The following is a 22933-nucleotide window of genomic DNA, read 5'->3' as shown; positions in this document are numbered from 1 at the left end:
ATCATTCAGGGCGCGGCGGGTGCGGGGACCGGCGCACGCGGGGGGTAGACGCGTCCTGGCAGGATGGCCGCCAGGACAAGGAAAAAGGCACAGATCCACATGACCAGCAGGTAGATGTCCGCCAGCGCCAGCACGGTGGCCTGTTCATGCACGTAGGTATGGAAAATCTGCAGTGCGTTGCGCGCCACGCGCCCGGCATCGGGCGAGGTGCCCGCGATCTGCCCGGAAATGGGATCGCCCATGCCCGACAGCGCCGTGCCATGCGTGCCGTGAAGGTCCAGCAGCATGGTGGAATGATACTGCTCGCGTCGGCGCAGCATGACTTCGAACAGGGCGGTGGCAATGGCGTTGGCCATGCCCTTGAGCATGTTCACCATGCCCGAGATCATCGGCCCGTCCGCAGGCCCCAGCCCCAGCGCCGCCAGCATGAGGGTGGGAATCACCACCATCGGCTGCCCGAACACCTGAAGGATCTGGATGACCAGGAAATTGTCACGCACCCAGTCGGGCGTCAGCCACGTGCCCAGCCATGCCGCAACCCCAAGGCAGACAAGGCCGATGGCCAGCACATACCGGCAGTCCACCGCGCGGATGTTGCATATCGCCGCCGTCAGCGGCAGCAGGACCAGTTGCGGCAGGGCCACGACCAGCGCGACGGGCGCGGCCTGAACGGGCCGGTAGCCGCGTATGTCGGCAAGGTAGGTGAACGGGATTTCGGTCATGAGCCCGCAGATCATGAGGGACGCCACCAGCGTCAGCAGCGACATGGCGATGTTGCGATTGCCCCAGAACTGGATGCGGAAGAACGGGCTGTGGTGGAACCATTCATGCGCAAGGAAGGCAATGAACAGCGCCCCGCCCCAGAATGTCAGGTGCGTGATGACGGGGGAGCGGAACCAGTCCAGCCGGTCCCCCTGGTACAGCACGGTCACCACGCACATGATGGCCGGAACCCCCAGCATGAAGCCGCGCCAGTTGAAATTGCGGAACCGTTCCCAGTGCGAGGGGTCGCGCGGCAGCCCCCACCCGATCATGAGGACCGCGACGGCGCACAGCGGCAGCGTTTCCCAGTACAGCCACCGCCAGCCGACATGTTCGAACCACATCGCCTCCAGCGGGCCGCCAAGGTTGGGGCCGAAGGTGGCACTCATGGCGTACCCGCCAATGCCGAATACCCGCAGCGGCGCAGGCAGGTATTTGAGCATGACGGTCATGAGGATGGGCGGCAGGCACCCCGCCGACAGCCCCTGCACCGCGCGCAGGATGCACAGCGTTGTCATGTCGGGCATGTAGGGCGCGGGAATGGCCAGCAGCCCCAGCAGCGCCGTCATGAACAGGGTAAATCGGTAGATGGAAAACGTGACGTAGAACCACGGCGTGAACGCCATCGCCGCGATGTTGAAACATTCATAGATGGAAATGAACCACGTGCCCTCGTCGTGGCCGATATGCATGGCCCCACGGATATCGGGCAGGCCGATTTCCGTGATGTGTTCATTGAAACCGGCGACATGCACGGCCAGCAGCACCCCAAGGCACCCCACGACCGTGCGGATGCCAAAGGGCGGAATATAGGAAGGGGCGGCGTGGGCGGCGTTCACATTTATCTGTCCCGATGGGAAAACAGGCACATGATCGGCGCGGGGGGCGTGCGCGAATACCCATGATCGCGTAGGGTGACACTTTCATTTTACGGATTGGTCAAATCCGTTTTTTCAGGATAATCGGAACGGTTGCGTTCCTGTTTGCATGGTGGGGAAGATACGCAGGGTCATGAGGAAACGGTACGATCTTGACCTTCTGCGCAGCCTTCAGGCCCTGATCGAGGAAGAAGGCGTCTCCCACGCGGCACGCAGGCTGCAGATGAGCGAGGCCGCCATGAGCCGTAGCCTCGCGAAGCTGCGCGTGGTCTTTGGCGATCCGATCCTTGTGGCGTCGGGGCGCAGGCTGGTTGCAACGACGTTTGCGCTGGGTATCCGTGAACGGGTGCAGGCGCTGGTCGAAGGCGCGGACTCCCTGCTGGAAGAACAGGACACCCTCGACCTTGCGGGCCTGTCGCCCCATTTCACCCTGCGGGCCAATGACCTGATCGTGGGGGCGTTCGGTGCTGAAATTCTGTCGGCGCTGCGGCGCGACTGTCCCGGATGCACCATTACCTTCGCCCCGGAAACGGATGAGGAACCCAGCAACGACCTGCGTGAAGGGCGGATCGACCTCTATCTGGGCGCATCCGATGACATGCGTTCGGAAATACGGCGCCAGAGCATCTTTCCCACATCGTTCAGGGCGCTGGTGCGTGCGGGACACCCCATTCTGGCCGAAGGGATCACCCCGGCCTCGGTCGCGCGGTACGAACATATAAGTGTGTCGCGCCGGGGGCGGCCGCACGGGCCGATTGATACGGTGCTGAAGGAGCGTTTCGGGCTGAAGCGCCGGGTGGTGATGGTCGTGCCCACCTATTACGCCATGGTCGAAACGCTGCGCATGACGGACATGATCCTGCCACTGCCGGGCATTGCCATTGATTACCTGCCCATACGGTCCATGCACCTTGAGGAATTCGAGTTCCCGTTCGACCTGCCCCCGGTGCATTCGTTTCAGGCATGGCACCCCCGGCGTGACAGCGACCCGGTGCATCGCTGGCTGCGCCAGACGGTGTATCAGGTCGTGCGCCAGCGCGGGGATGCCCCGCCTGACGGGTTTTCCCCCGCTACAGTGCTGGCGGGGGAATAGGGGTTACTGCCCGTAGCGCACGACGCCCAGATCCTCGTACGGGATTTCGGGCATGCGGTTTGACATGATGTCCGCCAGGACCCGGCCCGATCCACAGGCCATGGTCCAGCCCAGTGTGCCATGCCCGGTGTTGAGGAACAGGTTTTCATATTTCGTGCGGCCGATGATGGGCGTGCCATCTGGCGTCATCGGCCGCAGTCCGGTCCAGAACCGGGCGGCGGGGATGTTCCCGCCACCGGGGAACAGGTCGGTCACCGAATGTTCCAGCGTCTCGCGCCGGGGCGCGCGCAGCTTCGTGCTGAACCCGGCCAGTTCCGCCGTGCCGCCCACGCGGATGCGTTCGCCAAGGCGGGTAATGCCGATCTTGAATGTCTCATCCATGATGGTGGAGACGGGGGCCTGTTTTTCATTCACGATATCAGCGGTCAGCGAGTATCCCTTGACCGGATAGATCGGCAGGTCCAGCCCGAGGTGGCGTACCATGGCCGGCGAATAGCTGCCCAGTGACAGGACATATGAATCCGCCACCATCTGGCCACGGCTGGTTTCGATCCCGGTAATGCGGCCACCATCGCTGGTCATGGTGCGGATGCGGGTATCATAATGGAAGGTCACGCCCGCCTTTGCCGCCAGCGCGGCAAGACGCTGGGTAAACAGGAACGCATCCCCCGTCTCGTCACCCGGCAGGCGCAGGCCCCCCACGATCTTGTGCGCTGATGTGCCCAGTCCCGGTTCGGCCTTCACGCAGCCTTCGCGCGTCAGTATTTCATAAGGCACGTCGTACTGCTCAAGCACGCGGATGTCCCCCGCTATGCCATCAAGCTGCTTTTGCGTGCGGAATACCTGCAGCGTGCCCTGCTGGCGGTCATCATAGGTGAGGCCGGTGCTGGTGCGCAGTTCCATCATCATGTCGCGACTGTATTCCGCAATCCGCACCATGCGGCCCTTGTTGCGGTCGTACGCGGCGGTGGTGCAGTTTTCCAGCATCTGCACCAGCCATTTCCACAGATGCGGGTCCGGCATGGGCCAGAATACGAAGGGGCGGTACTTCATCATCAGCCACTTCATCGACTTCAGCGGCACGCCTGGCCCCGCCCATGGGGACGAATACCCCGGCGAGACCTGACCCGCATTGGCGAAGCTGGTTTCAAGGCCGGCTTCAGGCTGGCGGTCCACGACCGTGACCTCGTGTCCGGCCTGCGCAAGGTACCATGCCGATGTCACACCGACGACACCGCTGCCCAGAACGATGATTTTCATTACACAGTTGCCTTCCGTGGCAGATGGAAACGTATCACGCCGCCTGTGTCAGGTACGCGCGATGGAAACGGGACCCCAGCGCCGTCAGCACCTCGTAACCGATGGTGCCGGCGGACCGGGCGACATCATCCACGCTGCGGCGCGGGCCGATCATGTCCACATGCGTGGCGCGCGCCATGATGCTGTCGGGCACGTCGGTTACGTCGACGGTGGTGGAATCCATGGAAATGCGGCCAAGGATCGGCAGCCGGTATTCCCCCAGCCATGCACAGCCGCCGCCATCGGCGCCATGGCGCAGGAAGCCATCGGCATAGCCAATGCCAAGCGTTGCGATCCGGCGCGGCCCGGTGGCCCGCCATGTCAGGCCATAGCCTACGCCGTCGCCTGTGGTGATGGCGCGGCGCTGGACAATGCGCGCGGCCAGCCGCACGGTGGGGCGCAGGGGATTGGGGGCGTTTTCGCTGGGGGCCAGGCCATACAGGGCCGCACCGGGCCGCACGAGATCGAAATGGTAATCCGGGCCAAGGAAAATCCCCGACGAGGCCGAAAGCGCCAGCGGGGCCGGGGGCAGGCGGGCCGCCATGGCGCGCAGGCGGTCGCGCTGCATGGCGTTGGCCGGGCTGGCCGGGGTATCGGCACAGGCAAGGTGGCTCATCACCAGTCGGGTATCGATACCATCCAGCAGGTCCGGGCGGGCGGACAGGGTTGCGACATCCGTATCGGACAGGCCGAAGCGTGACATGCCGGTATCAACCTGCAGGGCCGCAGGCAGGGGCGTGCCCGTCCGGCGCGCATGCGCATGCCATCTGGCGATCTGTTCCATGCTGTTGAGTACGGGCAGCAGGTCGTGATGCGTAAATTCGGCCTCGGTGCCCGGCATGGGGCCATGCAGGACAAAAATGCGCGAGGAAGGGGAGATACAGGACCGCAGGCGGATGCCTTCCTCCAGATGGGCGACGAAAAAGGTATGTGCGCCAGCCTGCTCCAGCACGGGCGCAACCCGGCGGGCGCCCAGCCCGTAAGCGTCCGCCTTGACCACGGCCGCACAGGTGGCCGTGCCCGTGCGCGCATCAAGCAGACGGTAATTCGCGGCAATGGCCCCAAGGTCGATTTCCAGCATCGCGCCCGCACCCGGTTCGGCCCAGCCGGTCGCGTGCAGGGGGGGAGGCAGGTCGGGCATGGGGCGGGTACTCCATCGGGCTGGTGGAACAGGTTGATCGTATGCTGACAGAAACAGAATGTCCTGTCGTTTGAAGCAATTTTATGCAATTACAGATCATCTGTACGCAATTATATACGAAAAAAAGCGGAAAATTCACCATGGCATTCGATCGCCTGACAGACGCCATACTGCGCCACCTTCGCCATGATGGCCGCATGAGCAATGCCGACCTGGCGCAGAAGGTTGGCCTGTCCCCATCTGCGTGCCTGCGGCGGGTGCGAATGCTGGAAAAGGATGGGGTGATCCGGGGGTATCGCGCGCTGGTGGATGAGCGTTCGGTCCATGGCATGACCACCGTAATCGTGCAGATCACGCTGGAACGCCAGACGGAGGAATGCCTGCGCCGCTTCGAGGCCCGCGTGCGCGAATGCGCCGATGTGCGTGAATGTTACCTGATGACGGGCGATGCCGATTATCTGGTCCGTGTCGAAGCGCGGGATGCGGCCGATTATGAACGCATTCACAAGGAAGAACTGTCGCGCATGCCCGGTGTGGCCCGGATACAGAGCAATTTCGCCATCCGCACCGTGGTGCAGCGTTAGGCGCGTATTTAAAAATATCTGTTTGATAAATAGGAATAAAAGTTTTTGGGTGCCGCCTTTTTCAAAAAGGCGGCTTGCCCGGTAAGGTGATGAAAACCGTTGGGCCAGAAAGCATCACAATAATTTGCCTGTGGTTGAAAGCGTTCTGCCCCGGACAGGCGTACGGGGCAGGCGTGGCCTGCCCCGGGCTGTGATGTAAGGGACGGAGAGATTATGGCACGGGCGGGATGACGGGGCTGCCCTGACGTGGAATGAACGGGCGGATCAGGAACTGGTAGCAGCCCGCGCCGATGACGCCGCCCGCCAGCGGGCCGATGATCGGCACCCACCAGAAATTGCCCGGCGAGGGCAGGGCGGACCCGCCCCATCCGGTCAGGAAGCAGAACAGGCGCGGCCCGAAGTCGCGGGCGGGGTTGATGGCCCATGCTTCCAGATAGCCCGAGCACGCGCCAATGCTGGCCACCAGCAGGCCAATGATCAGCGCGCTGGAATTGGCCTGCGGGGCGACGGTGTTATATTCGCAGGTGATCGCGAAGATGCCGCCGACCAGCAGCGCGGTCAGGATGGTTTCATCCATGAAGGCATGGAATGGCGTGATGAATTCACCGGGATGGGTGAAGAATACGCCCGCCGCTCCGCCATCGGCGCGTGTCAGGCCGTGCAGCTGGTTATAATGATCTATGACCGGCTGGTACAGCGTATAGACCAGGGCTGCCCCCAGAATACCCCCCAGCACCTGTGCCGCGCAGTAAGCGGGCACCTTGCGCCATGGAAAACCACGGTAAAGCGCCAGCGCCACCGATACGGCGGGGTTGGCGTGCGTGCCCGATACGCTGCCGGTCACGTAAATGGCGATGGTAACGCCCAGCCCCCATACAATGGACACCCCCCAGTAGGAAAGCTTGTAGGGGCTGGGATCATACAGCGTGTACATGGCGGCCACGGAATCGCCGATCAGGACAATGATCATGACCGCGATGCATTCCGATATCAATTCGCCCAGAAACTGTCGGTTCTTCAGCATGTTAACCCACTTTATTCTTTTATTATCGTTTGATGGGAATGGGCTGTCCGCCTTGTGGCGGTTTTCCTGCCCTGCCATGTTCTTAAACGAACATTTCTGGGTGGGGAAGGGGCGTGCGCGCTGACCGGGTCGTAAGGTTCTCCTTTTTCCATTTATTTCATTATATGACATGAAATATCTCCAACCTGCCGGATTCTGGGGCTGTCGTCCCGCCATGTGCCGGGCAGCGACAGGGGCATCGTGTCAGGCCGTGCTGTGCGTTTTCGCACATGCACAAAAACCGCCCTGACAGATAAATACCGGCAGGTGGCGAATTTATGGCTAAAACCGGCAATATTTATGCATGAAACATGTCCTGAAATATCCGGGCTGGATGTGCGCTTTCCCTATTGAAACGCTCATGATGTTCGTTTACGAACATGTGTATCAGGAGGAACATCTATCATGGCGTCCAAGGACGAAACATTCCGCACCCCTGCGGCACCGGGCGGTCCGCTTGACCTGCTGGTCGTGGGCGGTGGGATCAACGGCACGGGCATCGCGCGCGATGCCGCAGGGCGGGGCGCGTCCGTCCTGCTGGTCGAACAGGACGACCTTGCCAGCTACACGTCATCCGCCAGCACCAAGCTGATCCATGGCGGCCTGCGCTATCTTGAATATTACGAATTCCGTCTGGTGCGCGAAGCACTGATCGAACGCGAACGGCTGCTGCGTATCGCGCCGCACATCATCTGGCCCATGCGCTTCGTGCTGCCCTATACGCCGCAGGCACGGCCTGCGTGGATGCTGCGCCTTGGCCTGTTCCTGTACGATCACCTTGCGCCCAACATGACGCTGCCCAAGTGCAAGTCGCTTGATTTCCGCACCAACTCGGCGGGCAAGCCGCTCAACGGCACGCTGGCGCGCGGCTTTGCCTATTCCGATGGCTGGGTGCAGGACAGCCGCCTTGTCGTGCTCAACGCCATGGATGCCCGGACGTATGGCGCGGACATCCGCACCCGCACCCGCCTTGTGCAGGCCCGCCGGGTGAATGGCCTGTGGGAAGCCGTGATCGAGAACACGCGCGACGGCAGCCAGACCACCGTTCAGGCGAAGGTGCTGGTCAATGCCGGTGGCCCGTGGGTGAGCGAAGTGCTGCGCGAACGCGCGCAGGTCGATTCCGACAAGAACGTGCGTCTGGTCAAGGGCAGCCATATCGTGGTGCCGCGCCTGTTTGACGGCCCGCAGGCCTATATCCTGCAGAACCCGGACAAGCGTATCGTGTTCGCCATCCCGTATGAGCAGAAATTCACCCTGATCGGCACGACCGACGTGCCATGGACGCAGGCCCCCGGCCGGGTCGAGATCTCGCCCGAGGAAATCAGCTACCTGTGCGATAGTGTCAGCCGCTATTTCACCAGGCCGGTCACGCCTGATGACGTGGTGTGGAGCTACGCCGGCGTGCGCCCGCTATATGATGACGCGGCCAAGAATGCCTCCGCCGTGACGCGTGATTACGTGCTGGATGTTGACACCCAGGGCAATCAGGCGCCGATGCTGTCCATTTTCGGTGGCAAGATCACCACGTACCGCCGCCTGGCCGAACATGCGCTGGAAAAGCTGCAGCCCTTCCTGCCGGTCCTGTCCGCGCCGGGCTGGACCGCCGACCGGGTGCTGCCCGGTGGCGATCTGGGCGAAGGCGGGTTCGATGGCGCCGTCAGCCGCCTTGCGGCAAAGGCCCCGTTCCTTGATGCGCAGCTGTGCTGGCGCCTGGTGCGCAACTACGGCTCCCGCGCGACCGAGATCGTGGGGGATGCCCGCAGCATGGCCGATATGGGCGAGCAGTTCGGTGGCGGCCTGACCGCGCGTGAGGTGGAATACCTGATCGCCAGCGAATGGGCGCAGACGACCGAGGACATCCTGTGGCGGCGTTCGCGCATGGGCCTGCATGTAACCGATGAGGATGCGGGCCGCCTCGACACCTATCTGCGTGGCCGCCAGCCGGTCGCGGCAAAATCGGCTTCGTGACAAACCGGCCGTGGGCGTAACATCGCCCACGGCCAGAACCTGTATCCGCCCGTCCGGGCAGGAGAAGATAATGAACAAGAAGAACAGAATTCTCGCTATCGATCAGGGAACGACCTCGACCCGCAGCATCGTGTTCGATCGTGATATTACAGCGCTTTCCGTCTCCCGCATTGAATTCGCCCAGCATTATCCCAATCAGGGCTGGGTGGAACATGACCCGGAGGAAATCTGGTCCAACGTAATGTCCACCGCGCGCGAAGCCATTGAAAAGGCCGGTGGTCCCGGCGCGATCGCGGGGATCGGCATTACCAACCAGCGCGAAACCATTGTGGTATGGGACCGGGAAACGGGCAAGCCGGTTCACCGCGCCATTGTGTGGCAGGACCGGCGCACCACGTCCGTCTGCGTGCGCATGCATGAGGAAGGACATGAACCGCTGGTGCGCGAACGCACCGGCCTGCTGCTGGACCCGTATTTCTCGGCCACGAAAATCGCATGGATCCTCGATAATGTCGAAGGCGCGCGCGCGAAGGCCGAACAGGGGCAGCTGGCCTGTGGCACGATCGACAGCTTCCTCTTGTGGCGGCTGACGGGTGGGCGCGTGCATGCCACCGACACGACCAATGCCGCGCGCACGCTGCTGTTCAACATCCATACCTGCGCGTGGGATGATGACCTGCTGGCGCTGTTCAACGTGCCGCGCGCCATCCTGCCCGAAGTGCGCACCAATAGCGAAATCTTTGGCGAGACCGAATCCGACCTGTTTGGCGAACCGCTGAAGGTGGCGGGCATGGCGGGCGACCAGAACGCCGCCATGGTCGGACAGGCCTGCTTCAGGCCCGGCACGGCCAAGGCGACCTATGGCACGGGCTGCTTTGCGCTGCTCAATACCGGGACCACGCCGGTCGAATCCGAAAACCGCATGCTGACCACCATTGCCTATCGCATCGGGGATGAGACGACATACGCGCTGGAGGGGTCGATTTTCGTGGCCGGTGCCGCCATCCGCTGGCTGCGTGACGGGCTGAACCTGATTACCCATGCCTCCCAGACAGATGACATGGCGACCCGCGTGCCGCACAGCCACGGGGTTTACATGGTGCCCGGTTTTGTCGGCCTTGGCGCCCCCCACTGGGACCCCGATGCGCGCGGGCTGATCTGCGGGCTGACGCTGGATGCGACGGCGGCCCATATCGCGCGCGCGGCCCTGGAATCGGTGGCGTACCAGACGCTGGACCTTATGGATGCGATGCATGAGGACGGTGGCGAGGAACTGAGCGCACTGCGTGTTGATGGCGGGATGTCGGTCAATGACTGGTTCTGCCAGTTTCTTGCGGATATGCTGCGCACGCCGGTTGAACGGCCCAAGCAGGTCGAGACAACCGCCCTTGGCGCTGCCTTCCTGGCCGGACTGGCAACAGGCGTATGGAGCAGCATCGCCGAACTGGAGGGCACCTGGAGCCGCGGTCAGCTGTTCCGCCCGACAATGGACAAGGCCCAGCGCGACAGTATGGTGGCCGGGTGGCATGTGGCGGTGCGCCGCACCCTCAGTTCCACCGTTGCCGCGTAACCTATGAATAGCGAAGAAGACAGGAAAAGTATTTCATGACCTCCACCCGGCAGAATCCCTATCAGGTTACGGATCGCAACCTTGCCCTCGAACTTGTCCGCGTGACGGAAGCGGCCGCCGTTGCCGCATCGGCATGGACCGGCCGTGGCCTGAAGAATGAAGCCGACGGCGCGGCGGTGGAGGCCATGCGTCGCGCGTTCGACACGGTGGCCATCAACGGCACCGTGGTGATTGGCGAAGGCGAGATGGACGAAGCCCCGATGCTGTTCATCGGGGAAAATGTGGGCGCGGGTGGTCCCGGCATGGATATTGCCGTGGACCCGCTGGAAGGCACCAACCTGTGCGCCAAGAACCTGCCCAACGCGCTGACGGTCGTTGCGCTGGCGGAAAGCGGCAACTTCCTGCACGCCCCTGACATTTACATGGACAAGATCGTGGTCGGCCCCAACCTGCCCGAAGGGGTGGTTGACCTGGACAGCAGCATCGAAGCCAACCTCAAGGCTCTGGCCGCCGCCAAGAAATGCGCGGTGTCGGACCTCATGCTGTGCACGCTGGACCGTGAACGCCATGAGGAACTGATCGCCCGCGCCCGCGCCGCCGGTGCGCGCGTGACACTGCTGAGTGATGGTGACGTGGCCGCCGCCATCGCCGCCTGCCTTGATGATAGTGAAATTGACATCTACGTGGGGTCCGGCGGCGCGCCGGAGGGCGTTCTGGCCGCTGCCGCCGTACGTTGCGTGCATGGGCAGATGCAGGGCCGCCTGCTGTTTGAAGATGATGCGCAGGTCGAACGCGCGCGCAGGATGAACCCGGGCGCGGACCCGTCGCGCAAGCTGGCGCTGGAAGACATGGCGCGGGGCGATGTGCTGTTCTCGGCCACCGGCGTCACGGGGGGCGCCCTGCTGCGTGGTATCCGCCGCAGCGGGATGCGCACGGTCACGCATTCGCTCGTCATGCGCTCCAAGTCCGGCACCATCCGTTTCGTGGAAGGCCATCACGACTACCAGACCAAGACCTGGTGAGCATTTCATCCATTGCATAACAACAATAACAGGCAATAGAGGAACGACATGACCGACAAAGCGACCCCGGCGTCAGACCGGCTGGGACTGAAGCCCGGCGTGGTGACGGGTGCGGATTACCGCCGCCTGGTTGAAACCTGCCGGGACGAAGGCTACGCCCTGCCGGCGGTGAACGTGGTGGGCACGGACAGCATCAACGCCGTGCTGGAAGCCGCCGCCCGCAACCGCGCCGATGTCATTATCCAGCTGTCCAATGGCGGCGCGCGTTTTTACGCGGGTGAAGGCATGAAGGACGCGGATCAGGCCCGCGTGCTGGGCGCCGTGGCCGCGGCACGTCATGTCCATACGGTGGCGGCGGCTTATGGCGTGTGCGTGATCCTGCATACCGACCATGCCGACCGCAAGCTGCTGCCGTGGATTTCCGGCCTGATCGATGCCAGCGAGGAAGCGGTCAGGGAAACCGGGCGTCCGCTGTTTTCTTCGCACATGATCGACCTTTCGGCCGAGCCGCTGGAAGACAACATCGCCGAATGCGCTGCTTTCCTGCGTCGCATGGCCCCGCTGGGCATCGGCCTTGAAATCGAACTGGGCGTGACAGGCGGGGAAGAAGATGGCGTGGGCCACGACGTCGATGACGGCGCGGACAATGCCCATCTCTATACCCAGCCCGAAGACGTGCTGAAGGCGTATGAGGCGCTGTCCCCGCTTGGTTTCGTGACCATTGCCGCGTCCTTTGGCAATGTGCATGGCGTCTATGCGCCGGGCAATGTCAAGCTGCGGCCGGAAATCCTGCGCAATTCGCAGGCGGTGGTGGCACAGGCCACCGGCCGGGGTGACAGACCGCTGGCGCTGGTGTTCCATGGTGGTTCGGGGTCCGAACAGGCCAAGATTACCGAAGCCGTGTCCTATGGCGTGTTCAAGATGAATATCGATACCGATATCCAGTTTGCCTTCGCCAGCAGCATCGGCCGCTACGTGCATGAACATGCCGAAGCCTTCAGCCACCAGATCGCGCCCAGCACGGGAAAGCCCACCAAGAAGCTGTATGATCCGCGCAAGTGGCTGCGGGTTGGCGAACAGGGGATCGTGGCCCGGCTGGAACAGTCCTTTGCCGATCTGGGGGCCACCGGGCGCAGTGTCGCGCGTGCCGTCCAGGTTTCTTGAATGATGTGATGGAGTAACAGGCAACGTGTCAGCGGAAGAACGCCACCACGAAATTATTACACTGGTGCGCACCCAGGGATATGTCTCGAACGAGGACCTGGCCCAGAGGCTGAATGTTGCGGTTCAGACCATTCGCCGTGATGTCAACCTGCTGGCCCGGCGCGGTCTGGTGGCGCGACACCACGGCGGGGCGGGGCTGGCCTCGTCGGTCGAGAATATCGCCTATTCCGAACGTCAGGTGCTCAACCGCCGCGCCAAGGAGGCCATCGGCCACCTTGCCGCGCGGCAGATACCTGACAATTCATCCCTGTTTGTCAGCATTGGCACCACCACGGAAGCCTTTGCCAAGGCATTGCGGCGGCACAAGGCGCTGCGTGTCATTACCAATAACCTGCATGTCGCAACGCCGCTGTCCGCACAGACGGATTTTCAGGTCATCGTGACTGGTGGCCTGGTGCGGTTTTACGATGGCGGGATCACCGGCTCCACCGCCAGCACCTTTATCGAACAGTACCGCACCGATTTTGCCGTGATCGGCATAAGCGGGATCGAGGAAGATGGCACGCTGCTGGATTTCGACGCCGATGAGATCAGTGTGGCGCAGGCCATGATGCGCAACGCCCGGCGCGTCTACCTGCTGGCGGACCAGACCAAGTTCGGCCGCAGGCCCATGGGGCGGCTGGGGCACCTGTCGCACGTCCACGGTTTCTTTACCGACCGGCAGCCATCCGAACGGATATGCGCCCTGCTGCGTGAACATGACGTGGATCTGCATATCGCCTGACGGGCATGGCCGGGTGGACTGTCCCGGCCACGTCCGTGGCGTTACTGCGCCAGGTAGCCGCCATCAACCGGCAGGACCGCGCCGGTGATGAAGGACGCGTCATCGGATGCCAGGAACAGGATGGCGCTGGCGATTTCCGCAGGCTTGCCCATGCGGCCCATCGGGTGCATCCCGACCACCTTGCGGATGGCGTCCGCATCCATCTTTGCAACCGCCGGGGTGTCGATCGTACCGGGAGCCACGGCGTTGACGCGCACGCCCTTGTCCGCCAGATCAATGGCCAGATGCTTGGTAATGCCGGACGCCACGAACTTGGCCGGTCCGTAAACCGCCTGTCCCTTCTGCCCCGCGAAGGCGGAAATGGAGGACAGGCACACGATTGCACCCTGTCCGGCATGCACCATCTCGGCTGCGGCATACTTGCAGCTCAGGAACATGCCGCGCGCATCCACCGCCATGGTATGGTCCCACAGGTCCGCCGTGGCGGAGGCGAGGTCGGCCTCCGGAATGACACCCGCATTGGCGACAAGAATGTCGATCCGGCCAAAATGCTTCATGGTTTCATGGACGACGCGCTGGATGTCCGCCTCGCTCGTCACATCCGCCGGGACCGAGATGACGGGCACGCCGCTTTTTTCAAACTGGCTGACCAGTTCCTCCAGCGCATCGGTGTTCAGGTCGGTCAGCGCCAGTCGCGCGCCCTCGGCGGCAAAGCGTTCGGCGGTTGCACGGCCAATCCCGCTCGCGGCGCCGGTAATAAGGGCAACCTTGTCCTGGATCCGTCCGGTTGAGGTGGCGGTCATGGGGTCTCCTGCTGTCATGTCATGTATTTCAGTATGTTGGCACATATGTTGCGCCTGCCGTTATGCGGGCTAACGCGGGGATTGGGTAGATGTTGCCCGGTATGTTCCCTGTTCAGACCTGCCATCGCGATGGTGAAAAAACGGACAGGCGCGCCCTGCCACGATAGATCGGGTTCTTTTGATCGCCTGTGCCGATCATGCGTTTTTCCGTGCTCTGGTGCGGGAAACGGGCGCAGGCTGTGGGGGCGGGATGCCTGTCCATGGCTGAATTTGCCGCTGCGCATGTTTCGGGCGCAGGGTGGATCGCCTATAATCCCATTCGACACGAGTTGTATGGATGTGGCGTATCGGGGTTTTCCATGTCGGGACCGGGGCGCTGTGCGAGCGGGTTTGGAGCATTATCGAGATGGCACAAAAGTTTCGGATCGTGATTGTTGGCGGTGGTGTGGCCGGGCTTGCGCTGGCCACCCGGCTGGGCAATTCGGTCGGACGATCGGGACAGGCCGAAATCACGCTGGTGGACAAGAGCTTCGCCCATGTGTGGAAACCGATGCTGCACTGCTTTGCCGCGGGCACGGCCGCGAATGAAAATGACCGCATAAGCTTCATGTCCCAGGCCAGCCGGCACCATTTCGAATTCTGGCCTGGTGAGATCACTGCCCTTGACCGCAAGGCCAAGACCATTTCGCTTGCCCCCATCAAGGACCCGCAGACGGGGGAAATGGTGGTGGATGCCCGCACGCTGGATTATGACGCGGTGGTCCTGTCCATCGGCAGCCGGGCAAATGACTTTGGCACGCCGGGCGTTGCCGAACACTGCATGTTCATCGACAACCTGGTGGATGCAAACGGGTTCAATGACCGTTTCCGCATGGAACTGCTGCGGGCATTCGCCAACCATCAGGAACTGGATATCGCCATTGTCGGTGGCGGGGCGACCGGCACGCAGCTGGCGGCGGAACTGCACAAGGCGCTGGATCTGGCATCGTTGTACAGTTTTGGCGAAAAGCCGCCCAAACTGCGGATTACCCTGCTGGAGGCCGGGCCACGCATCCTGCCGGCTTTCCCCGAAAGCGTGTCGGATGCGGCGGTCAGGCAGCTTGAGGCCATTGGCGTAACGGTGCGCGCGGGCGCAATGGTCAGCGGCGCGGATGAAAACGGCTTCATCCTCAAGGATGGCAGCCGGGTGCCTGCAACGTTGCGGGTGTGGGCCGCGGGCGTGAAGGCGCCTGATGTGACAGGGCAGTTCGGCGGGCTGAAGCTGTCGCGATCCGGCCAGCTGGAGGTCCGACCGACCCTGCAGGTCATGGATGATGACAACATCTTCGCCATGGGCGACTGTGCCTTCATTGCGGAAAAGCCCGTGGCCCCCACTGCGCAGGCCGCCCGGCAGCAGGCGCATCACCTGGCGAAGGTCCTGCCCGGGTGGATGATGAGTGGCCGCCCGCTGCCCGCCTTTACATTCCACAACAAGGGTGCGGTGGTGGCGCTGGGGGATTACAACGGCTGGGGCACGTTCCCTGGCGGTACGGTCTTTGGGGGTGGATGGCTGCACGGGCTGTCGGCGCGGCTGGTGCATCTCATGCTGTATCGCCAGCATCAGTTTGAGCTGTACGGGCCGGTGCGGGGTACGATTTCATGTCTGGTTGACTGGCTGGATGTGTTTGTGCGTCCCTCTGTCCGGCTGGATTGAGGCAGGGGCGGTATCATATTGAACAACCGGGCGGACCGGCGGGCGGGCGCTGCAGGCCACGGGTTTCGGCCTGCCTGACGAAATCATGCAGCGTGACCTTGCTGTATTCCCGTGTCAGGATTCCGTCCATCTGATCCATGAAGGGACGGACAACCGTATTGAACAGCGTGCCCCTGCGCCGTTCGGTCGGGGTGTCGTCATGCGCGGTGACCCTGTATATGTCCGCCAGCAGGATCTCGCGCGCCGGATGGCCCAGCCGGTATCCCCCATGCGGGCCGCGCACGCCCTTTAGCAGGCCGGACCGGGCGAGCGCCTGCAGGGTCGGTTCGATTCCACGTCGGGGCAGCCCGGTGCGCGCGGCGATATCCATGGTGCTGACCGGTTGGCCGGCCGGGCTGTGGAATGCCACGTCCAGCATGATGATCAGGGCGGTGGTGGTCCGGTCACGTACGCTGTGCATGGGCATTGTCCCCTGTGGTTCATGTATGGCGCAGATGGCTTGAAATCGTGGTGCTGCTGGCCCGTATCATCCTGTTGGGCGGATAGATGGGGCCGGAGCAGCCCGCGTCGTGCGCCTGCCGGGGTGCTTTTCCATATGCTGGAAAACCACGTGGATATTGGGCATGGTCCGATATCCCCGCCGGGTCAGGCTGCCCGCTCCAGCCATGTATCGCCACGCGCCAGGCGCCCGGCGGTAATATCCAGCGCGCAATCCGGTATGACGTGCGCGGAGTCTGATGTGGTGATTGTTTCCACAGCGAAGGTCGTGTGCGCGATGGTCGTCTCGTAAATGCCGACAGGGCCACGTCTGTGGCGCAGATGCGCGTGGGTGCCGCCGCCGCCGGGCAGCAGGCGGATATCGGCGGGACGGATCAGGATTTCTGCAGGTCCGTCGGCGGTCGGGGTTGCAACGGGCTGGATGTCGGGCAGGGCGGGAATGAACATGCCATGTGCAACATGGCCTGCAATACGGACGACATCGCCGGTAAATGTCATGACAAAGGGGTCGGCCGGATTATCCTCCAGTTGTCGTGCGGGGCCGGACTGCACGATGCGGCCATTGCGCATCAGCACGACCGTATCCGCCAGTTCGGCGGCTTCCTGCCGGTCATGCGTTACAAGGATGGTGGTCAGGCCCAGCCGTTCATGCAGGTCGCGCAGCCAGCCCCGGATCTGCTGGCGTACCAGCGGGTCCAGCGCGCCAAAGGGTTCATCAAGCAGCAGTACGCGCGGCCCCGTCGCCAGTGCGCGGGCCAGCGCCACGCGCTGGCGCTGGCCGCCTGACAGTTCATGCGGATATCGCCCGCCCATGCGGGGAAGCTGCATAAGGTCGAGCAGGTCCGCCACCCGTGCGGCGATGTCCGCCTTGCCCGGTCGGGTGCGGCGGGGGCGGATGGACAGGCCAAAGCCGATATTGGCCGCCACCGTCATATGCGCGAACAGGGCGTAATGCTGGAATACGAAGCCAATGTTGCGTGCGCGCGCATCCTGAATATCGACGCATGCGCCATCAATCATTACGTGACCACCCTGATGGGGGTCCAGACCCGCAATGATCCGCAGCAGCGATGTCTTGCCCGCCCCTGATGGACCGACCAGCGCGGTAAAGCTGCCATCGGGCACAAGCAGGCTGATGTCATCCACAATGGGGCGGCTGCTTTGGGGCAGGATGCGGGTAATGTGATCCAGTTGTACGCTCATGCGGTTTTTTCCGTTCTGTCCTGTCCACGTTCAAGAAACGTCCGGACCGCCACCACGATGACCGCCATGAGGACAAGCAGCGCCGCCATGGTGAAGGCCGCCACCGTCTGGTAGCCGTTGTACAAGGTTTCGATATGCAGCGGCATGGTCTCGGTCAGGCCCGGGATATGCCCCGATACGACCGAGACCGCGCCGAATTCCCCCATTGCCCGCGCCGTGGTCAGCAGGATGCCCGAAACCAGCGCCAGCCGCGCGCCGGGCAGGGTGACGTGCCACAGCACCTGCCACAGGCTGGCCCCAAGCGTGATGGCGGCCTCTTCCGCCGTGCGCCCGTTATGCGCCAGCATGGGCATGAGCGTGCGTGTGACGTAGGGAAAGGTGACGAATATGGTGGCCAGCAGGATACCGGGTGGCGCGAACATGATGGGATGGCCCCAGCGTTCCAGCGCCGTGCCCCACCATCCCTGCGTGCCAAACACCAGCAGCCATACCAGACCGCCAACAACAGGAGAGACGCTGAGCGGCAGTTCGATCAGGACGATCAGCAGGTTACGGCCCGGAAACCGGAAGTGGGACAGGGTCCATGCCGCCATGACGCCAAAGACCGTGTTAACCCCGACCGTCAGCACCGTCATGATGATGGTCAGGCGGATGGCCGATAACGCATCGGGGTCGGCAAAGGTGGCAAGGGCGGCGCCTGCCCCGTGCGACAGCGCCATGGCAAGGACCATGACCGGCGGCAACACCACCATCATGCCCATCAGCAGGTAGATCAGGGCTGCGAATGCGAAACGTGTCATGTCAGGCGTCTCCCTGCGTGCCACGGGACAGATGACGGCGCAGCAGGCTGATCAGCGCAAGCGACAGCAGCGAGATCCCGACCAGCACAAGCCCGATCAGCGCTGCCCCCTGCGTATCGTATTCCTGCAGCCGGATCACGATCAGCAGGGGGGCGATTTCCGTATGGAAGGGCTGGTTGCCCGCAATGAAGATCACCGACCCGTATTCCCCGATGCCCCGGGCAAAGGCCATGCCAAAGGCCGTGACCAGCGCGGGATACAGCGCAGGCAGGATGACGCGCAGCAGGACCTGCAGCCGGTTTGCGCCCAGTATCCGGGCTGCATCTTCCACATCACGCGGCAGGTTGCGCAGTACCGGGGTGACGGTGCGCACCACAAATGGCAGCCCGACAAACATGATGGCCAGCACGATACCCGTCTGTGTAAAGGCAATGCGCAGCCCCAGCCGCCCCAGTGGACCACCAATCCAGCCATTGGGACCATAAAGCGTGGCCATGGTGATGCCGACCACGGCGGTGGGCAGGGCAAAGGGCAGGTCCACCAGCATGTCAATCAGGCGGCGTCCCGGAATGTCGCTGCGTGCCAGCGCCCATGCAATCAGCAGTCCGGGCACCAGATCCACCAGGGCGGCAATCAGCGCCGAACGAAAACTGACCCCCAGCGCGGACAGCATCCGCCCGTCATGCGCCGCATGGGCAAAGGCCAGCAGTCCGCTATGCAGCCCTTCGCCCCACGGACGTGCGATCAGTGCCGCCATGGGCAGCATGACCAGTCCCCCCAGCCAGAACAGGGTCAGCCCCAGTCCCAGCCCGAAACCGGGCAGGGCGTCACGCTGCCAGCGCGCCCGGATCGGGAATGCAGCCCGTCGCATGGTCATCTGGAATAGATGCTGTCGAATATGCCGCCATCGGCAAAGTGGTCTTTCTGCACCGTGGTCCATCCGCCAAGACTTGCGATGTCAAAGGTCGCGGTATCGGGAAACCTGTCGCGGTTTGCATCCAGTATGGTCGGATTGACAGGGCGGAAATAATGTCTGGCCCCTATTTTCTGGCCTTCGTCGCTGAACAGGTACGTGACGTAGGCCTGGGCCACAGCCGTCGTGCCATGGGCCTGCACGTTGCGGTCCACCACGGCCACGGGCGGTTCGGCCAGGATGGTTATGGGGGGTACGACAATGTCAAACTGGTCCGGCCCGATGTCACGTGTCGCCAGCAGGGCTTCATCTTCCCACGCCAGCAGCACATCCCCCAGTCCGCGCTGGACAAAGCTGTTGGTGGCGCCGCGTGCGCCGGTATCAAGTACCGGCACATGCGCGAACAGGGCTTTCAGGTATGCGCGCGCCGTATCCGCCGTGCCGCCGGGCTGGCGCAGCGCCCACCCCCATGCCGCAAGGTAATTCCACCGTGCCCCGCCCGAAGTCTTGGGGTTGGGCGTGATGACCTGCACGCCGTCACGGATCAGGTCGGGCCAGTCATGGATGTTTTTGGGATTTCCCTTGCGGACCAGAAACACGATGGTACTGGTGAACGGCGTGGAATTATGGGGCAGGCGACCCTGCCAGTCCGTTGCCAGCAGTCCGTGCTGTGCAAGGATGTCAATGTCATAGGCCAGGCCAAGGGTCACGACATCGGCTGGCGCGCCCTCCAGCACCGAACGTGCCTGCGCGCCCGACCCGCCGTGGGATGTACGGACCTGAACGGGGCTGTTTCCGTGGGTCTGGGCCCACTGGCGGGAAAAGCTGCGGTCAATGTCCTGATATAATTCACGTGTTGGATCGTATGATACATTCAGCAACCCCGTTGCCGCCCATGCCCGCAATGGGGGAAACGCCATGGCGGTCCCTGCCGCCATGGATGCATGCAGCAGGCCGCGCCTGGTGATGGACTGTACTTTAACCATCGACATATTCCTTTGTTATATAAGGAAATATTAAAAAGTTATCTAGTTTCGGGGGCAGGATGGGCGTATGTGGACACGCCTGCCTGTTCCATGTGTACGTGCTTTATGTAAAACACTAAAAACAACGTTATATTATCTTTATTCCGGGAAAATGCCGTTGTCAATCATACGATTCATATCGTTTTATATGTGGCAAAAATACCTCGATTGTGATGGGTGTTCTGTTTGTGGAACAAAAAATATCATTAAATAACAACGATGTATTTAATATCTGTCCTGACGGAACGCAATTTTCGGCAGTTTCCTCCCGGAAATCCATAAATACGCATTGACGTGTCTTTATCAACATAATACGTAATTGTTTAGTGTTTAATAAGCCGGTATATCCCGCATATAGCGAAGTGGTATGTGACAATGTTGCCATCCCTGAAGTCAGCCGTGACCCTGAACGACCGACCTGCCCGCGCCGGCGGCCGGAAGGCGACGGACTGTCAGGTGCTGGCCATGCTGCTCAGCCTGCCGACCGGCCTTGTCGCCATGGGGCAGGGGGCATATGCCGCCGGTCCCATGCCCGTCAGCACGGCCGGGACGGTCGTGCCGGTAGGGCAGGAAACGCACTCCCAGCCTGAAAACATGGTGGTGCATATAACGCCACGTCCCCCCATTCAGGTGTATCCGCATGCCAACCCGGTGGGGCAGCCCCTGCGGATGAGTGGCGCGGAAAACCGTAAGAACGGCCACCAGTATGACTGGGGCGTATTCAATCGCGGGAATGGGGAAGCCGCAGGCTTTGGCCCGGTGGGTCGCTATGGCGTGGCCCCCTGGGCGGAAGACTGGAGCAATCTGCGCGACCGGAAAAAACGCAATGATCCCTTTGACGTGCTGAAATACATCCCCCTGACGCGCAGCGGGAATGTCTGGATCAGTTTTTCGGGCGAGACGCGCCTGCGGAACTGGTTTGAAAGCCGCCCGCAACTGGGAACGCAGAAGCCCAATGATTCCGGTCGTTTTGCCGTACGCAACCTGTATGGCGCGGACCTGCATATCGGGTCGCACCTGCGCTTTTTCGGCCAGCTGGTCAATGCTGATGCCGCAGGCTGGGGCGGGTACGGTTATGGGTCGACCTACCGCAAGCGTCTGGACGCGCAGCAGGCCTTTGCCGAGGTACGCTGGAACATGCTGGGGGCGAAAAGCGGGTTCATGTTCGGTCGGCAGCAGTTTCTCGATGCGCCATCGTACATGCTGTACAACCGCGAAACGCCAAATGTGCCGCTGTCATGGGACGGGTTCCGCGCCTACATGGTCTGGAAACGCATCCGTATTGACGGTTGGGATTTCGTGCAGACATACGACAGTGAAAACAAGATGTTTCATGATACCGAAAATTATGCCACGCGGCTTTACGGTTTCAACACGACGTGGGCGCCACCGGATTTCACCTTCATGGGGCAGAAGGGATATTCCTTCGTTGACGCCTTTTATATCGGCTACAAGCTGAATGGGTCCGCTGGCGCGATCGCGGGGCCGAATAATACTTCGGTCACGGGGTCCAACACGCGCAATAATTTTGGTATGCGGTGGCATGGACTTGCCGGACCGATTGAATTCTCGGTCGGTGGAATCTGGCAGGGTGGCGTATTCCGCCAGTCAGGGACAACGCAGGCACGCAATGTCAGTGCTTATGCCATCAATTCCTCATTAGGGTACCGGTTTTCGGACAAAACGTTCAATACATTCGCGGGTATCCAGACGGATGTGTATTCGGGCGGCAATTCCAATGACCGGTCCGGCACGATTGGCACCTATATTTCCCCCTTTAATCCGCAGACCAACTATCTCGACACCACAACCTACATGACCGGGTCCAACCTGATCAGCTTTGCCCCCCTGATCCGTATTACGCCATTCAAATCTGTCAGCATCCAGATCAAGTATCCCCTGTTCTGGCGTGACAGTGTGAATGATCCTGTTTACCGATCCTCGGGGTTTTACAAGTTTGCCGGTAATTTCCGGGGGAAATTTATTGGCATGGCGCCGCAGGCGTCCGTGGCCTGGCAGATCAATACACATGTGTCATGGACGCAGTATGTGTCCCGTTTCATGACCTCGCGTTCACTTAATGAAGCCGGTGGCTCCAGCGGAACGTATTACCAGTCGAATTTTGTATTCCGGTTCTGACGGTAAAATAGAAAGGAATATGAACCAATGGACCGTAAAACATACATGCTGCAGGGCGGCGTGCCCTATATCCTTCTGGCCTGTGTGCCGTTCTGTACGATTGTTGGCGTGTGTTATGCCGTTTTGAGTGGTGGCCTTACGCTGGGGGATCTGCCCTCTGCCACGTCCTCCCTGTTCAGGTATTGACCCCGGTTGGCACGCAGGATGTCTGTATCTGCCTGATCGGGTATCGTGCCCGTGCACAATAACGTGCACAATAAAAAGTGGCATTGGCACCCGGGCAACTGTAACGCAGTTTCCGGGTGTTGCTGTTTTCAGAAGCAACGCCCCTGTCATTGACGGGCCGTTCACGTATTTCCCTATTCTTTCCCATCGCGACATTATCTGGCAGGGCAGGTGAGCCATACGGTTCCATTCCCTGCACGGGCTGTCTGCCATTTCGCCTGACCTGCCGGATCATCATGCGCCCTGTTGCCACAGGGTGGCCCGACGCATGTTTACTGTCCTGTCATGATGGGGCTGCTCCCGCCA

At 62.0% G+C, this 22933-nt stretch carries 20 protein-coding genes; 10 read left to right on the top strand and 10 right to left on the bottom strand.

What is annotated here, in order from left to right; translation table 11 throughout:
- Positions 1-5: 5 nt before the first annotated feature.
- Positions 6-1601: an MFS transporter gene (locus B7449_RS03220; RefSeq protein ID WP_039736010.1), complete on the bottom strand. Its 1596-nt coding sequence runs from the start codon at positions 1599-1601 to the stop codon at positions 6-8.
- Positions 1602-1773: 172 nt separating this feature from the next.
- Between B7449_RS03220 and B7449_RS03215 the strand changes: the two genes are divergently transcribed.
- Positions 1774-2733 (top strand): LysR family transcriptional regulator, encoded by a 960-nt coding sequence (locus B7449_RS03215; protein WP_039736104.1) that lies wholly within the window; start codon positions 1774-1776, stop codon positions 2731-2733.
- A gap of 3 nt (positions 2734-2736) precedes the next feature.
- On the opposite strand, the gene B7449_RS03210 is transcribed toward B7449_RS03215, so the two are convergent.
- The gene (locus B7449_RS03210; RefSeq protein ID WP_039736011.1) at positions 2737-3993 is read right to left on the bottom strand and encodes a D-amino acid dehydrogenase; all 1257 of its coding nucleotides are present in this window, start codon (positions 3991-3993) and stop codon (positions 2737-2739) included.
- 34 nt (positions 3994-4027) lie between these two features.
- Complete coding sequence (gene alr / locus B7449_RS03205) at positions 4028-5173, bottom strand: alanine racemase (RefSeq protein ID WP_039736012.1); 1146 nt, start codon at positions 5171-5173, stop codon at positions 4028-4030.
- Positions 5174-5313: 140 nt separating this feature from the next.
- Between alr and B7449_RS03200 the strand changes: the two genes are divergently transcribed.
- Entirely contained in the window at positions 5314-5757 is a 444-nt protein-coding gene (locus tag B7449_RS03200; RefSeq protein WP_039736013.1) for an Lrp/AsnC family transcriptional regulator, read from the top strand.
- A gap of 211 nt (positions 5758-5968) precedes the next feature.
- Here B7449_RS03200 and B7449_RS03195 read toward each other — a convergent pair whose 3' ends face one another.
- Positions 5969-6781, bottom strand: coding sequence for an MIP/aquaporin family protein (locus B7449_RS03195; RefSeq protein ID WP_039736014.1), 813 nt, complete (start codon positions 6779-6781; stop codon positions 5969-5971).
- Positions 6782-7225: 444 nt separating this feature from the next.
- Here B7449_RS03195 and glpD point away from each other — a divergent pair, with 444 nt between their 5' ends.
- From glpD to B7449_RS03170, 5 genes are all read left to right on the top strand, one after another.
- A complete protein-coding gene (gene glpD, locus B7449_RS03190; RefSeq protein WP_039736015.1) occupies positions 7226-8788 on the top strand; it encodes a glycerol-3-phosphate dehydrogenase in 1563 nt (520 codons plus the stop codon).
- 70 nt (positions 8789-8858) lie between these two features.
- Positions 8859-10358: a glycerol kinase GlpK gene (glpK, locus tag B7449_RS03185; protein ID WP_039736016.1), complete on the top strand. Its 1500-nt coding sequence runs from the start codon at positions 8859-8861 to the stop codon at positions 10356-10358.
- A gap of 35 nt (positions 10359-10393) precedes the next feature.
- On the top strand, positions 10394-11380 hold the full coding sequence (gene glpX / locus B7449_RS03180; RefSeq protein WP_039736017.1) for a class II fructose-bisphosphatase: 987 nt from the start codon (positions 10394-10396) through the stop codon (positions 11378-11380).
- Positions 11381-11428: 48 nt separating this feature from the next.
- Positions 11429-12544 (top strand): class II fructose-bisphosphate aldolase, encoded by a 1116-nt coding sequence (gene fbaA / locus B7449_RS03175; RefSeq protein ID WP_039736018.1) that lies wholly within the window; start codon positions 11429-11431, stop codon positions 12542-12544.
- A 25-nt stretch (positions 12545-12569) separates the two neighbouring features.
- Positions 12570-13328 (top strand): DeoR/GlpR family DNA-binding transcription regulator, encoded by a 759-nt coding sequence (locus B7449_RS03170; protein ID WP_039736020.1) that lies wholly within the window; start codon positions 12570-12572, stop codon positions 13326-13328.
- A 41-nt stretch (positions 13329-13369) separates the two neighbouring features.
- Here B7449_RS03170 and B7449_RS03165 read toward each other — a convergent pair whose 3' ends face one another.
- On the bottom strand, positions 13370-14131 hold the full coding sequence (locus tag B7449_RS03165; RefSeq protein WP_039736021.1) for an SDR family NAD(P)-dependent oxidoreductase: 762 nt from the start codon (positions 14129-14131) through the stop codon (positions 13370-13372).
- A 406-nt stretch (positions 14132-14537) separates the two neighbouring features.
- Between B7449_RS03165 and B7449_RS03160 the strand changes: the two genes are divergently transcribed.
- Entirely contained in the window at positions 14538-15824 is a 1287-nt protein-coding gene (locus B7449_RS03160; RefSeq protein ID WP_039736022.1) for an NAD(P)/FAD-dependent oxidoreductase, read from the top strand.
- Positions 15825-15837: 13 nt separating this feature from the next.
- On the opposite strand, the gene B7449_RS03155 is transcribed toward B7449_RS03160, so the two are convergent.
- The 5 genes from B7449_RS03155 to B7449_RS03135 all read right to left on the bottom strand — a co-directional run bounded on the left by B7449_RS03155 (position 15838) and on the right by B7449_RS03135 (position 20224).
- Positions 15838-16284 carry an RrF2 family transcriptional regulator gene (locus B7449_RS03155; RefSeq protein ID WP_039736105.1) on the bottom strand — a complete coding sequence of 149 codons (447 nt, stop codon included), beginning with the start codon at positions 16282-16284 and terminating at the stop codon, positions 15838-15840.
- A 185-nt stretch (positions 16285-16469) separates the two neighbouring features.
- Positions 16470-17525, bottom strand: coding sequence for a sulfate/molybdate ABC transporter ATP-binding protein (locus B7449_RS03150; RefSeq protein WP_039736023.1), 1056 nt, complete (start codon positions 17523-17525; stop codon positions 16470-16472).
- Complete coding sequence (locus B7449_RS03145) at positions 17522-18325, bottom strand: sulfate ABC transporter permease (RefSeq protein WP_039736024.1); 804 nt, start codon at positions 18323-18325, stop codon at positions 17522-17524. The genes B7449_RS03150 and B7449_RS03145 overlap by 4 nt, the downstream gene beginning before the upstream one ends.
- 1 nt (position 18326) lies before the next feature.
- Positions 18327-19202, bottom strand: a complete 876-nt coding sequence (cysT, locus tag B7449_RS03140; protein WP_048883218.1) for a sulfate ABC transporter permease subunit CysT — start codon at positions 19200-19202, stop codon at positions 18327-18329.
- Positions 19199-20224: a sulfate ABC transporter substrate-binding protein gene (locus tag B7449_RS03135; RefSeq protein ID WP_039736026.1), complete on the bottom strand. Its 1026-nt coding sequence runs from the start codon at positions 20222-20224 to the stop codon at positions 19199-19201. Before B7449_RS03135 ends, cysT begins: the two co-directional genes overlap by 4 nt.
- A 414-nt stretch (positions 20225-20638) precedes the next feature.
- Here B7449_RS03135 and B7449_RS03130 point away from each other — a divergent pair, with 414 nt between their 5' ends.
- Positions 20639-22402, top strand: coding sequence for an alginate export family protein (locus B7449_RS03130; protein ID WP_039736028.1), 1764 nt, complete (start codon positions 20639-20641; stop codon positions 22400-22402).
- 27 nt (positions 22403-22429) lie between these two features.
- Positions 22430-22588 (top strand): hypothetical protein, encoded by a 159-nt coding sequence (locus B7449_RS20980; RefSeq protein ID WP_158003692.1) that lies wholly within the window; start codon positions 22430-22432, stop codon positions 22586-22588.
- Positions 22589-22933: the final 345 nt, after the last annotated feature.

It is taken from the genome of Komagataeibacter intermedius TF2 (genome assembly GCF_000964425.1).
In the GTDB taxonomy this organism is placed as follows: Bacteria; Pseudomonadota; Alphaproteobacteria; order Acetobacterales; family Acetobacteraceae; genus Komagataeibacter; species Komagataeibacter intermedius.
This window is presented reverse-complemented; position numbering and strand designations above follow the sequence as displayed.